Annotated in this window: 11 protein-coding genes; 6 read left to right on the forward strand and 5 right to left on the reverse strand. The window is 63.0% G+C overall.

The genetic code is table 11. The features are described 5' to 3' along the window. Positions 1 to 2 precede the first annotated feature (2 nt). Entirely contained in the window at positions 3 to 935 is a 933-nt protein-coding gene (locus tag B2S33_RS18045) for a LysR family transcriptional regulator (RefSeq protein ID WP_028687478.1), read from the forward strand. A 49-nt stretch (positions 936 to 984) separates the two neighbouring features. Here the strand turns inward: B2S33_RS18045 and B2S33_RS18050 are convergent, their stop codons facing one another. Both B2S33_RS18050 and B2S33_RS18055 read right to left on the reverse strand, forming a co-directional pair. Continuing rightward, on the reverse strand, positions 985 to 2,136 hold the full coding sequence (locus B2S33_RS18050) for an acyl-CoA dehydrogenase family protein (protein WP_027914912.1): 1,152 nt from the start codon (positions 2,134 to 2,136) through the stop codon (positions 985 to 987). Positions 2,137 to 2,152: 16 nt separating this feature from the next. Next, positions 2,153 to 3,223, reverse strand: a complete 1,071-nt coding sequence (locus B2S33_RS18055) for an enoyl-CoA hydratase/isomerase family protein (RefSeq protein ID WP_125922297.1) — start codon at positions 3,221 to 3,223, stop codon at positions 2,153 to 2,155. 551 nt (positions 3,224 to 3,774) lie between these two features. Between B2S33_RS18055 and B2S33_RS18060 the strand changes: the two genes are divergently transcribed. After that, complete coding sequence (locus B2S33_RS18060; RefSeq protein WP_080992850.1) at positions 3,775 to 4,080, forward strand: DUF3077 domain-containing protein; 306 nt, start codon at positions 3,775 to 3,777, stop codon at positions 4,078 to 4,080. A gap of 171 nt (positions 4,081 to 4,251) precedes the next feature. Here the strand turns inward: B2S33_RS18060 and mobA are convergent, their stop codons facing one another. The 3 genes from mobA to B2S33_RS18075 all read right to left on the reverse strand — a co-directional run bounded on the left by mobA (position 4,252) and on the right by B2S33_RS18075 (position 9,204). Further along, on the reverse strand, positions 4,252 to 4,827 hold the full coding sequence (gene mobA, locus B2S33_RS18065) for a molybdenum cofactor guanylyltransferase MobA (RefSeq protein WP_132578795.1): 576 nt from the start codon (positions 4,825 to 4,827) through the stop codon (positions 4,252 to 4,254). Positions 4,828 to 4,888: 61 nt separating this feature from the next. Continuing rightward, the gene (locus B2S33_RS18070; RefSeq protein ID WP_110606434.1) at positions 4,889 to 8,017 is read right to left on the reverse strand and encodes an efflux RND transporter permease subunit; all 3,129 of its coding nucleotides are present in this window, start codon (positions 8,015 to 8,017) and stop codon (positions 4,889 to 4,891) included. 11 nt (positions 8,018 to 8,028) lie between these two features. Beyond that, the gene (locus B2S33_RS18075) at positions 8,029 to 9,204 is read right to left on the reverse strand and encodes an efflux RND transporter periplasmic adaptor subunit (RefSeq protein ID WP_288650765.1); all 1,176 of its coding nucleotides are present in this window, start codon (positions 9,202 to 9,204) and stop codon (positions 8,029 to 8,031) included. A gap of 208 nt (positions 9,205 to 9,412) precedes the next feature. Here B2S33_RS18075 and B2S33_RS18080 point away from each other — a divergent pair, with 208 nt between their 5' ends. From B2S33_RS18080 to ilvA, 4 genes are all read left to right on the forward strand, one after another. Then, complete coding sequence (locus B2S33_RS18080) at positions 9,413 to 10,108, forward strand: response regulator transcription factor (RefSeq protein WP_049696125.1); 696 nt, start codon at positions 9,413 to 9,415, stop codon at positions 10,106 to 10,108. A gap of 6 nt (positions 10,109 to 10,114) precedes the next feature. Next, positions 10,115 to 11,422, forward strand: a complete 1,308-nt coding sequence (locus B2S33_RS18085) for an ATP-binding protein (protein WP_288650766.1) — start codon at positions 10,115 to 10,117, stop codon at positions 11,420 to 11,422. 81 nt (positions 11,423 to 11,503) lie between these two features. Then, positions 11,504 to 11,935 carry a PACE efflux transporter gene (locus tag B2S33_RS18090; protein ID WP_023535716.1) on the forward strand — a complete coding sequence of 144 codons (432 nt, stop codon included), beginning with the start codon at positions 11,504 to 11,506 and terminating at the stop codon, positions 11,933 to 11,935. A gap of 178 nt (positions 11,936 to 12,113) precedes the next feature. Further along, positions 12,114 to 13,673, forward strand: coding sequence for a threonine ammonia-lyase, biosynthetic (gene ilvA, locus B2S33_RS18095; protein WP_288650768.1), 1,560 nt, complete (start codon positions 12,114 to 12,116; stop codon positions 13,671 to 13,673). Positions 13,674 to 13,680 lie beyond the last annotated feature (7 nt).

The raw sequence follows: 13,680 nt of genomic DNA on the forward strand, positions 1-13,680 counted from the left end.
TCATGGACATGTTGCAGGCCATGCGTACCTTCGTGCGGGTGGTGGAGTGCGGTAGCTTTGCCGCGGCGGCCAACGCGCTGGACATCTCCGCTGCTCAAGTCTCGCGCATCGTGGCGGAGCTGGAGAATCAGCTGCAAACCCGATTGCTGCACCGCACCACCCGACGCTTGCGCATGAGCGAGGCCGGGGAGCGGTTTCTTGAGCGCGCACGGCAGATACTGCTATTGACCGACGAGGCAGTGGGAGAGGCGCGGGGTGCTCACCTCACGCCCCGTGGCCGGCTACGCGTGCACTGTCCGCATGGGCTTGGATTGCTGTTGATGCCGTTGGTGGCGGGCTACAACGCGCTTTGTCCCGACGTGGTCATCGAGCTTACGCTTTCCCAGCGCAACCCTGACCCGCTCGCTGAAGGGCACGATGTGGTCATCACCGTGGACCAGGCATTGCCGGACTCACAGTTGATTGCCGTCCCCTTGGGCACGATTTTCAGTATTGCCTGTGCCGCTCCCGGCTACCTGGATGAAAAAGGCGTTCCTGCCCGCCCGGACGATCTACACCAGCATCGCTGCCTGCGCATGGCCTACCCGCTGTACGAGGGTGACTGGGTGTTTCCGCAGGCAGGTGGGGATTGCGTCATTGCACCGCAGGACAGCTTCATGACCAACGTGGCGGACGCCATGCTGGTCGCCAGCGAGCTGGGCATGGGTATTGGTCTGCTGCCGTTCTACACCGCCAGCCAAGCCATGGAGCAAGGGCGCCTGTACCGGGTGCTGGCCGACTACAGGCTGCGGGAAAACGCCTTGTATGCGATTTATCCCTCGCGGCATTACCTGGACGCCAAGGTCCGAACCTGGATCGACTACCTCAAGGAACGACTGCCGCCCATTTTCGCCACCCACGCCCGCCTGGTCGAAGACCCCCGTTATTGCCGCTGACGGCAGCGGGGCACAAGCTCACGCCGCTGCAGGCCAGGTAGGCCGGGCCTTACAGCGCGTAGTGTTTCAGCTCACGTGCGATCAACATCCGCTGAATTTCGCTCGACCCTTCATAGATCTGGGTGATTCGCGCATCACGATAGTGTCGCTCGACGGGATAATCCTCAAGGTAGCCGTAGCCACCGTGGACCTGGATGGCCATCGAACACACCCGCTCAGCCATTTCCGAGGCAAACAGCTTGGCCTGTGACGCCTCGGACAGGCAGGGCCTGCCGGCGCTGCGCAGGCGCGCGGCATGCAGGATCAGCAAGCGAGCCGCATTGATCTGCACCTGCATGTCAGCCAACAAGTTCGCAATGCTCTGGTGTTCGTGGATCGGCTTGCCGAACTGGACACGTTCCCGGGCATAGCCCAGCGCCGCTTCGAAGGCAGCCCGGGCGATGCCCAGAGCCTGGGCGGCGATGCCGATTCGGCCGCCTTCGAGATTGGACAAAGCGATCGCTAGGCCTTTACCGCGCTCGCCCAGCAAGTTGCCAGCCGGAATCCGGCATTGGTCGAGTGTGACGGCGCAGGTATCGGACGCGCGAATCCCCATCTTATGTTCGGTACGATCGACCTTGAAGCCGGGGTTGTCTGTCGGTACCAGAAACGCCGACAGCCCTTTCTTGCCAAGGTCAGGATCGGTCACGGCGAACACGACGGCCAGCCCGGCGCGACGGGCATTGCTGACGAACTGCTTGCTGCCGTTGATCACCCACTGCCCGTCGATCAACTCGGCGCGGGTGCGCAGGTTATGGGCCTCGGATCCTGCCTGGGGCTCGGTCAGGCAGAAGCAGCCAATCACCTCGCCACTGGCCAGCCGCGGCAGCCAGTGCTGCTGCTGTTCGGGGCTACCGTAGGCCAACAACGGGCCGCACCCCACCGAGTTGTGGATGCTCATCAAGGCCCCGGTGGCGCCACACCCGACTGAAATCTCTTCCACCGCCAGCGCATAGGCCACGTAGTCGGTATAGCTGCCGCCGAAGGCCTCGGGGACCACCATGCCCAGCAAGCCAAGCTCACCCATGCTGCGCACGACGGCGTCATCGATCCAGCCGGCCTTTTCCCACGCCTGGGCATGGGGGGCGATCTCGCCGCGGGCGAAGTCGCGGGCCATGTCACGGATCATGATCTGCTCTTCGCTCAGTTCCACGTCTTGCATCTGCTTGCTCCCGGGCTCACAGGCCTTCGAAGAATTGGTCGACCCGCTGGCGGTCCAGCCCCTGCAATGTAGGGGGGTTCCAGCGCGGCTGCTTGTCCTTGTCGATGATCAGGGCGCGCACCCCCTCGATGATGTCGCCGTGCTGGAACCACTGGCGATCCAGGTGCAACTCCATGGCGAAGCACTCTTCCAGGCTCAACTGTCGGCCGCGTCGTAACATCTGCAACGTCACGGCCATGGCCAGTGGGGATCGGGTTTCCAACAGCTCTGCAGTGGCAACGGCCCAGGCATGGCTGTCGCCGATGCTGACGGCACGCAACTGCTCGACGATGGCTGCCATATCGGGCAGGGCGAAGAAGTGATCGATCGCTGGGCGCAGCGCAGCCAGTGGTGGCGCTTCCAGCGCCTGTGTGCCCAGGCGCGCCAGCAGGTTCTGCAAATCCTTGAGCGGATTGTCATTGAGGGATAACTGGTCCAGCTCGCGATCAAGGGTTTCGATCTTGTCGCTCGTCACATACCAGTTGGCCAGGCCGCAATACAGGGCATCGGCCGCCTGGACCTGTGTGCCGGTGACGCCGAGGTAGGTCCCCAGCTCGCCCGGCAGGCGGGACAGGAAGTAGCTGCCCCCCACGTCGGGGAAATAGCCGATGCCCACCTCTGGCATGCCCAAGCGGCTGCGCTCGGTGACCACCCGCAGCTCGCAGCCCTGCGCCAAGCCCATGCCCCCGCCGAGGGTAAAGCCGTCCATGAGCACCAGGATAGGCTTGCGGTAGCGGTGTATCAGCAAGTCCAGGGCATACTCTTCGGCGAAGAAAACCGCGTGCAGGTCGTCACCGGCTTTGTAGCTGTCATGCAGCGAGCGGATGTCACCACCGGCGCAGAAGCCCTTCGGCCCTTCGCCGCGCAGTACGACGGCGCGGATGTTCGGATCACCGGCCCACGCGTCCAGGTGCTTGCGCAAGCTGCGCACCATGTCCAAGGTCAGGGCGTTCAACCCAGCGGGGCGGTTGAGACGCAGGTGGCCGATCTGGTTGCGAACCTCGCTCAGAATGTGTTCGGTAACCGGCGTCTGAATAAGCGCTGTCATTGCGGTCTCCCTGCTTGTTATTGATTTTCCATGTGAAATCTGGAGTTCGCTGGAGGATCGCTGGATCCTGGCATGCGAATTTGCCTAGTACAATCGACAATTGTGCAGGGGCATCGTGCATTTTTGCGCCGATACCCGTTGCGTTGCCAGTCAGCGTGAATGGGAACTGCACGCTGATGGGTCACAGGCGTTCACTGTAGCGCGAACCAGGCGCCAGTAGGCGTTATCGGCGCCCTGCTAAGACACTTACAAGTGTTTCAAGCGGGGCTTTTGGCTTGAAAGCACCGTGGGAGAGGGTTAGTCTTCGCGGGCTGCTGTCAATCCAGCAGTCGGGTTTGGTAGCCCGAATTGATCAAGGCGCACAAAGCGCCCGCTTTCGCTATGGTTGGCGCATTTTTTGTGGTCGGCTGTATCGTTTTATGGCGGCTGTGCGTAGGGCGCCTCTGTGCGCGCCGGTTTCCTTGATTCCCGGTCTACCAACCTGCGCATAGCCGTCACCATTTCGTTTGGTAGCGATTGATGGCGGCTTCTGATGAATCAAGGAGCACACCATGACAAAAGGGTTACCTGATCCTCCTGCCAGTCTCACAACCGCGCCCACATCCTTCTCTACCTGCGAAAGCAGCCATCCGCCTTTGTTTTCGGTACGTCCGGGCGTCGATCTCGAAGACGCGCTCGTGCACTTGTCCACGCTGTTGCGTGGCGCCTATGCCGCTAATCTAAAGGCCATGGAGTTGGCCAATGGGACCTGTTTCGACCTGTTGCTGGGCAATGACCATGGACTGGAATCGGCGACCGCAGTAGTGGAGGCTTTGTTGAATGGGTTGGAGGCTCGGCGGCTGGTAGCTGACCGCTAGTCGAAGACGGCGGGGTGCGCCTAGGCAGTGGCGGAGTCCACTGCCTGGCTCCGCCCTGGGTGGTTAGCGAACTCCCAGGCTCAACGCGGTATCGCCGGGTCTGCGCTGCGAAGCTAGATTCCTATGGCCCTGGCGCGCCTTTAGTATCGAAAAAAATCGACAGCCCCCTTGTCAGCCCTCAAGCCACTGCGGGCTGTTGAAATTATTCAGCCGGCAATCCTCTTCAGCGCAATCAACCGCCGCCACGGGCGCGCCGAGCAAGGCTCTCTGCAAACTGCGCTCCCCAGCATTCCAGGCCTGTTCAAGCAGCGGCAGGATGGCGCGGGGCAGCACGCTGAACATCGGTTGCCAATACCCACCCTGGCGGACCATCGCGGCACTGTTCGCCGCCAAGGCGGCGCGCCGCAGGTCGTTGACCAGCACCTGATCGACCCGCGGCGCATCACAGGCGAGCACCACCACCCAGTCGTGCCGCGCTACCGCCAACCCGGCAAGCACGCCAGCCAGTGGGCCAGGGAAGCCGGCCTCGGCATCACACACGCAGTGCTCGGCGTACCGCTGGTATATCTGCTGATTGCGATTGCACGAAACGATCAGGTCATCACTGAGGCCCCGAACCACCGCATGCACGTGGGCAATCAGAGGGCGGCCTTGCCAGTCGATCAGCCCTTTATCGCGCCCGCCCATGCGTTGGCCACGGCCGCCGGCGAGCATGAGGACAGAGCAAAGGGGCAGGGTAGCAGGCATGAAAAAGGGTTCCTGGCAGTCAGTGCCAGAAACCCTCCCATTTCACGTTCCGCTTGTCCAGTCAGTGACTGCGCGGGGCTGGCTCGTCGCCAGGTTCCTGTGGCCGCCGGCGCCGGGACAAACGCATCACCACGACGAAGAATACCGGCACGAACACCACCGCCAGCGTGGCGCTCAACATGCCGCCAATGACCCCTGTACCGATGGCCTGCTGGCTTGCCGAACTGGCACCGGTGGCGATGGCCAGTGGCACCACCCCAAGGATGAACGCCAGGGACGTCATCACGATGGGCCGCAGGCGCAAGCGGGCAGCCTCGATGGCAGCCTGGGTGGCATCCATGCCCTGGTCCATCAGGCTTTTGGCAAACTCGATGATCAGAATGGCATTCTTTGCCGACAGCCCGATCAAGGTGATCAGCCCGACCTTGAAGAACACGTCGTTGGGCATGCCACGCAGCGTGACTGCCAGGACCGCGCCCAGAATCCCCAGGGGTACCACCAGCAGCACCGCCGTGGGGATCGACCAGCTTTCATACAACGCCGCCAGGCAGAGGAACACCACCAGCAGCGACAGGGCCATCAGCACCGGCGCTTGACTGCCCGAGAGCCTTTCCTGCAGCGACAACCCAGTCCATTCCAGCCCAACACCAGCCGGCAGCTGCGCCACGATTCGCTCGATCTCGGCCATGGCTTGCCCCGAGCTTTGCCCGGCCGTCGGCTCACCAGAAATGGACACCGCCGGGTAACCGTTGTAGCGCGTCAACTGGACCGGGCCGCTAACCCATCTGGGCTGGACGAAGGCGCCAAGCGGCACCATCTTGCCGGCGCTGTTGCGCACATGAATCTTCAGCAAGTCCTCCACCTGGCTGCGCTGATCGCCCTCGGCCTGCACCACCACCCGCTGCATGCGGCCCTGGTTGGGAAAGTCATTGACGTAGCTCGAACCCACCGCCACGTCCAGCACTGAGCCGATATCGGCGAACGAGACGCCCAACGCATTGGCCTGACGGCGATCGATCTCCAGCTCCACTTGTGGGCTTTCGGCCAACGATGCCTCGCGCACGTTTGTCAGTACCGCGCTCTTGCTCGCCTTGGCCAGCAGTTCATCACGGGCAGCCATGAGTTGGGCGTGACCAAGCCCGCCCCGGTCCTGCAGGCGGAATTCGAAGCCAGTGGACTCGCCAAGCCCGTCAATCGGTGGTGGCAGTACGGCGAAGGCGATGGCGTCCTTGAGTTGCGTGAATGCCATGTTCGCGCGATCGGCAATGGACTGGGCACTGTCCTCAGCGTCACGCTCGGACCAGTCCTTGAGGGTCGTGAAGGCCAGCGCCGCATTCTGGCCACTGCCGGAGAAGCTGAAACCCAGAATCACCGTGGTATTGCCCACGCCAGGCTCATCGCCGTTGTGCGCCTCGATGTGAGCCGCCACCTGCTCGGTGCGCATGCGGCTGGCGCCAGGCGGCAGCTGGATATCGGTGATGGTGTAACCCTGGTCCTCGGTCGGCAGGAAGGCCGTGGGCAGCTGACTGAAGCCGTAGCCCAGCACGCCCAGCAGCACGGCGTACACCAACAGGTAGAGCCCGCTGCGACGCAGTGCCTGCGACACCCAGCCCTCATAGCCCTTGCTCATGCCCTCGAAGCGCCGATTGAACCAACCGAAGAAACCGCCGCGCTGATGGTGCGCACCTGGGTTCACAGGCTTGAGCAAGGTGGCGCACAACGCCGGCGTCAGGCTCAGGGCAAGGAAGGCCGAGAACAGGATGGAAACGGCCATGGACACCGAGAACTGCTGGTAGATCACGCCGACCGAGCCCTTCATGAAGGCCATGGGCAGGAAGACGGCCACCAGCACCAGCGTGATACCGATGATCGCCCCGCTGATCTGGCCCATGGCCTTGCGTGTGGCCTCACGCGGCGCCAGACCCTCTTCGGCCATGATTCGCTCGACGTTCTCGACCACCACGATGGCGTCGTCCACCAAAATACCAATGGCCAGGACCATGCCGAACAGGGTCAGCACATTGACCGAGAAGCCCAGCATCAGCATCACGCCGAAGGTGCCCATCAGCGCCACGGGCACCACGAGTGTGGGAATCAACGTGTAACGCAGGTTCTGCAGGAACAGAAACATCACCGCGAACACCAGCACCATTGCCTCGAACAGCGTGCTGATGACCTGCTGTATGGAGACTTTGACGAACGGCGAGGTGTCGTAGGGAATGTCGTACTTCACGCCTTCCGGGAAATAGCGCGCCAAGTCCTTCATCTTGGCGCGCACCAGCGTGGCCGTTTCCATGGCGTTGGCACCCGGGGCCAGCTGCACACTGAATGCGGTGGCCGGCTTGCCGTTCAAGCGCGTGCCGTACTGGTACTCCTGCGCACCGATTTCTACCCGGGCCACATCACCGATGGTCACCACCGAACCGTCGGTATTGGCTCGCAGCACGATCGCCGCAAACGCTTCTGGTGTGGTCAGCTGGCCCTTGACCACCACATTGGCGGTGATCTCCTGGGTAGCGGGGCTAGGCTGGTCGCCGATGCTGCCGGGCGCCACCTGCGCGTTCTGTGCGGTGATGGCTTCGGCCACGTCGTTGGGGGTGAGATTGAGGCCGACCAGCTTGGCCGGGTCGATCCAGATGCGCATGGCGCGCTCGGAGCCATACAGCTGGGCTTTGCCGACCCCTTTGATGCGCCGGATCTCGTTCATCACGTTGCGCGCCAGAATGTCGGACAACGCGGTCTCGTCGAACTTGCCATCCTCGGAGGTGAGCGTGCCCAGCAGCAGGAAACCAGTGGACACCTTTTCAACCTGCAAGCCTTGTTGGGTGACCGGGCGTGGCAGGCGCGACTCGACCACTTTCAAGCGGTTCTGCACGTCAACCTGTGCCAGGTCTGGCACGGTGCCCGGCTCGAAGGTGGCGGTGATGGTGGCGCTGCCCAGGCTGCTTTGCGACTCGAAGTACAGCAAGTTGTCGGCGCCGTTGAGTTCCTGCTCGATGAGGCTGACCACACTTTCATCCATGGTAGCCGCCGAGGCGCCAGGGTATACGGCGTAAATTTCCACCTGCGGCGGCGCCACGTTGGGGTACTGCGCCACGGGCAGTTGAGGAATGGCCAAGGCGCCAGCCAGCAGGATGAACAGCGCCACCACCCAAGCGAAAATGGGGCGGTCAATGAAAAATTGCGGCATCGATCAGGCCCTCACTGGCCGGTGTGCTGGGTGGCGGAGGTGGCCTCGGGGGCGGGGTCGATCTGCACGCGTTCGCCTGCCTTGGCATGTTGCAGGCCTTCGACCACCACCTGGTCACCGGCAGCGAGGCCTTCGCGTACTACCCAGCGGTCGCCCTGTACGCTGCCCAGAACCACTTGCCGTTCGCTGACCTGCGATTGGCCATCCACGACCAGTACCTTCGGCACGCCTGCGCTGTCACGCAGGATCGCCCGTTGCGGCACACTCAGCCCTTGCGGTTGCACGGCCTGGGCCAGGCGCACGCGCACATAGCTGCCCGGCAGCAAGTCGAGGTTCGGGTTGGGGAACTCGCTGCGCAGGGTGATCTGGTTGGTAGAGGGGTCGACCTGGATGTCGGAGAACAACAGCTTGCCGGGCAGCGGGTAGGCACTGCCGTCGTCCTCGATCAAGGTGACACTGGCCTGGTCTGCGTCGACCCGTTGCAGCTGGCCAGCACGCAAAGCCTTGCGCAGCGCCGTGATCTCACGGGTCGACTGGGTGACGTCGACATGAATGGGGTCCAGTTGCTCGATGGTCGCCAGTGGCGTGGCTTCGTTCTGCCCGACCAATGCGCCTTCTGTCACCTGGGCACGGCCAATGCGCCCGGCGATGGGAGCGGTCACAGTGGCGTATCCCAGGTTCAGACGGGCCCGTTGCACAGCCGCCTTGGCCTCGGCCACTGCTGCGTTGGCTTGCAGCAGGCTGGCCTTGGCATTGTCGTATTCCTGGCCGCTGACGGCTTTGTCATTGACCAGCTCGCGGTAGCGCTGCTCCTGCAGGCGAGCCTGATAACGGGTAGCGTCGGCTCTGGCCAGTGCCGCCTGGGCGCTGTCCAGGTCGGCCTTGAAGGGTGCGGGGTCGATCTGAAACAACACATCGCCCTGCTTGACGTCGCTACCCTCGCGGTACACCCGTTTGAGCACTACGCCGGCCACCCGAGCCCGCACCTGGGCGGTACGCGGCGCCAGAATGCGGCCGTTGAGCTCGCTGGTGATGGCCAGCGGTTGCAGTTGCAGCGTTTCGATCCGCACTTGCGGGGCCGGGGCTTGCTGCTCGGGTTCGTCGCTAGCGCTGCAGCCGCCCAGGCCAAAGCCTACAAGCGCCAGAAGCGCCATGCGGCGCAGGGTAACAGTGAGTGTGTCGGACATTGGGATCTTCCGCTGATGATCTGCGCTATGCTACGGCACCCGGGTCATGGTTGGCTGTTAACAGCTGTACGGGGAGTGTGAAAAAGTGTGAAGCGATGGGTTGTGCACCACGATGTTTCTATAAGCTTGCGTCACTAGAACGCAGCGCTTACGAGGCAACACCGAGCCGGTGCGCTGCAAGTCCCTCCACCTGCCTGCCAAGCCACCCATGCCCACTATACTTCTGGTCGAAGACGACAGCGCCCTGGCCGAGCTGATCGCCAGTTACCTGCAACGCAACGAATTCGTCGTCCGGGTCATCGCCCGGGGTGACCATGTGCTGGACGAGTATTGCCGCGACAAACCCGACTTGGTGATTCTTGACCTGATGCTCCCAGGGCTGGACGGCCTGCAGGTGTGTCGCCAATTGCGTCAGCAGTCCCAATGCCTGCCGATCCTGATGCTCACCGCCCGCGATGACAGCCATGACCAGGTGCTGGGGCTGGAAATGGGGGCCGACGACTACGTCACCAAACCGTGCGAGCCACGGGTGTTGCTGGCCCGGGTGCGCACCTTGCTGCGCCGCAGCGCTAACGAACCCAGGCTGGACCATGACCTGATCGTGGTAGGTGGGTTATGCATCGACCTGGCCGAACGCACCGTCACCTGGCGCGGCGAGCCTGTCGAACTGTCGGGCGGGGAATTCAACCTGTTGGTCGTGCTGGCGCGCAATGCCGGGGTCGTGCTCAATCGCGATCGCATTCTTCAACAGTTGCGCGGTATCGAGTTCAACGGCACCGACCGCTCGGTGGACGTGGCCATTTCCAAGCTGCGCCGCAAGTTCGACGACAACGCAGGCGAAGCACGCAAGATCAAGACGGTCTGGGGCAAAGGTTATCTGTTCAGCCGTGTCGAGTGGGAGTGAGCTGCGATGTTCAAGATCCTGGTGCGGCTGTATCTGCTGATCATCGTGGCGTATGCCGGTGCCTTGCTGTTCATCCCCGACACCATCGTGGGGCTGTTTCAGGAACGCTTCATGGCCTACAACCTCAGCCAGACCAAAGGCGTGCAGTCGCTGATCGTACGTCAGTTCCATCAGGCGCCTCAGGCCCAGTGGCCTGCCGTGGCGAAAGCGCTGGCCGACGACTTTGCACCCTTGCAGGTCCAGCTGCTGCCCATCGACCAGGCCCACTTGAATGAAACGGAGCGCGCGCGGCTGGCGCAAGGGGAGTCGGCAGTGCGCCTGGCCCAATGGGGCTACTACGAAACCCTGCTGGCGCCGTTGGACAGCCACTGGCTGGTACGCTTGGATTCGCCGCCTGATCCCTTGGACATCAACGTCCTGTCATGGGGCGTGACGGTGTTGATCGGGGCCGCGATGCTGGGTTGCCTGTTGCTTTGGGTATGGCCGCACTGGCGTGACCTGGAGCGCCTGAAGGAAACCGCTCGGCGTCTGGGGCAGGGGCAGATGTCCGAGCGCACGCATATCTCGGTGCATTCGAACATCGGCGAACTGGCCAGGGTATTCGACACCATGGCTAGCGACCTTGAGCGCCATGTCAATCAGCAGCGCGAGCTGCTCAATGCCGTATCTCACGAGCTGCGCACGCCCCTGACGCGCCTGGATTTCGGCTTGGTGCTGCTCTTCGACGAAGTGCCTGCGGCCAGCCGCAAGCGCTTGCTGGAGCTGGTCGGGCATGTGCGAGAGCTGGATGAATTGGTGTTGGAGTTGTTGTCCTACAGCCGGTTGTACAATGCCGACCAGGCGCGCGAACGAGTGGAGGTGTCGTTGCTCGAGCTGGTGGACAGCGTGCTAGGCGGCTTTGCCGAGGAGTTGGACGGGCGGGGCATCCAGTGGGAGGTGCATGCCGACGCCGAGTTGCCGCGCTTCGTGCTCGATCCGCGCCTGACGGCCCGAGCGGTGCAGAATCTGGTGCGCAACGCCATGCGCTACTGTGAGCAGCGCCTGGTACTGCGCTTGCGCCTGGAGCCCGACGGGGCTTGCTCGCTGACGGTGGAGGATGATGGCATTGGTATCCCTGTCGAGGAGCGTGAGCGAATCTTCCAGCCGTTCTATCGCCTGGATCGCAGCCGGGACCGCAGCACGGGTGGATTCGGCTTGGGGCTGGCGATCAGCCGGCGGGCCATTGAGGGGCAGGGCGGGACCCTGACGGTCGCCCAGTCCCCATTGGGCGGTGCGCAATTTCGTATCCGCTTGCCCGCCGGGCAGGTGACCTGAAGGCTGATGCCTGGTAGTAAGCCTCTTCTTTTAACCGGCGGGATCTTGTAGCGTGTCGGGTCGTCATTCAGGGAGCTGAACATGCAAGGCAAGGCCCGCAAGATCGTCCAGGCCATTCTCTACGAGGCCATCGCCGTGGCGTGTGTTGCCCCTGCCCTGGAACTTGCGTTCGGGGCGGGGATGGCGCAGTCCACTGTGCTGTCGGTATTGATGTCAGGCGTCGCGATGAGCTGGAACATGCTCTACAACTGGGTGTTCGAGCGCTGGGAGGCGCGCCAGCCTCAGCGCAAGCGCACGCTGTTGCGCCGCTTGCTGCATGCGCTTGGCTTCGAGGGTGGCCTGGTGGTGATCCTGCTCCCGCTGGTGGCTTATTGGTTGCAAGTCAGCCTGCTGGCAGCGCTCTTGACCAATCTGGCCCTGTTCGCTTTTTTCTTCGTCTACGCCTTCGTGTTCCAGTGGGGCTTCGACAAGGTATTCGACGTGCCGTTGTCGGCGCAGCAGGCCAAGTGTTGACGCGCGACCAAGCCTCGGGCTAACGTTCGGCACATGAACCGCTATCAGCCTGCCTTCGCCAGCATTATTACCGCCATCATCAGATTGGCGGGCTAGCGCGAGCATGCACCAAACCCGCCCTGGAGGCGGGTTTTTCCATCTGACTCCTGGGCACCGTTAACCGGCCAAGGAGTCGATGATGTCCAACCTGTGTTGCGCCCCGCGAGCAATCACCCCTGAGCAACTGCTGTCCGAGCAGGTTCGGCGAATTTTGGCAGCGCCCGTGTATGACCTGGCCATCGAAACGCCGTTACAAGAGGCCGGTGGGTTGTCCGATAGGCTGGGTAATCGGGTACTGCTTAAACGCGAAGACCTGCAACCCACATTCTCGTTCAAGATCCGTGGGGCGTACACGCGATTGTCGAGGTTGACCACCCGTCAGCGTCAGGCCGGTGTAGTGACCGCTTCGGCGGGCAACCATGCCCAGGGCGTGGCCATGGCCGCCGCGCATCTGGGCATGACGGCCACGATCGTCATGCCGTCCACGACGCCTTCGCTCAAGGTCCAGGGCGTGCGCGCCCGCGGTGGCCAGGTGGTGCTGCACGGTGACAGCTTCCCTCATGCCCTGGCACATGCCTTGAAGCTGGCCGAGCTGGAAGGAGCCACCTTCGTGCCACCCTTCGATGACCCGGATGTGATTGCCGGTCAAGGTACGGTCGGCATGGAGATCCTCAGGCAGTGTCCTGGGCCGCTACAGGCTGTCTTCGTTCCGGTAGGCGGAGGTGGCTTGATTGCCGGAATCGCGGCCTACATCAAGTACCTGCGCCCCGAGGTCAGGGTGATCGGTGTGGAGCCTGAGGATGCCAACTGCCTGCAGGCCGCCCTGCAGGCTGGCGAGCGGGTGGTGCTCCCGCATGTCGGCACCTTCGCCGACGGGGTGGCCGTGGCCCAGGTGGGCGCCCACTGCTTCGAGCTATGCCGGCATTTTGTGGACGAGGTGCTGACTGTAAGCAGCGACGCGTTGTGTGCCGCGATCAAGGACATCTACGATGACACCCGCTCGATCACCGAGCCCTCGGGGGCCCTGGCGGTCGCGGGCATGAAGCAGTATGTGGACCGCGAGGGCGTTCGCGGGAAGACGCTGGTGGCCATCGATTCTGGGGCCAACATCAACTTCGATCGGCTGCGCCATGTGGCAGAGCGCGCCGAACTGGGTGAACAGCGCGAAGCGGTGATCGCGGTGACCATCCCCGACCAGCCTGGGAGCTTCCGGGCGTTCTGCCAAGCGTTGGGCAAGCGCCAGGTCACGGAATTCAACTACCGCTGCCAGCCGGGCAAACCTGCAAGGCTGTTCGTGGGTGTGCAAACGCACCCATTGCAGGATCCACGCGATCATCTGTTGAACGGTTTGCAGGCTCAAGGCTATGAGGTTGTGGACCTGACCGACAATGAGCTGGCCAAGCTGCATGTGCGCCATACCGTGGGTGGGCCTTTGGCGCCTGGAAGTAACGAGCAGGTGCTGCGTTTCGAGTTTCCAGAGCGCCCCGGGGCACTGCCGGCGTTTCTGGAGCGCCTGGGCCAGCGCTGGAACATCAGCCTGTTCCATTACCGCAACCACGGTGCAGCCCATGCGCGGGTGTTCGCTGGGCTGCAGGTGCCTGCCGATGAGCGTGCCGGGTTATCTTCGGCGCTGGACCAGATGGGTTATCGCTACTGGGACGAAACGGATAACCCGGCTTATCGCCTGTTCCTCGGCTGAGGCGGCG

The organism is Pseudomonas sp. UBA5568, from assembly GCF_002425525.1.
GTDB lineage: Bacteria > Pseudomonadota > Gammaproteobacteria > Pseudomonadales > Pseudomonadaceae > Aquipseudomonas > Aquipseudomonas fulva.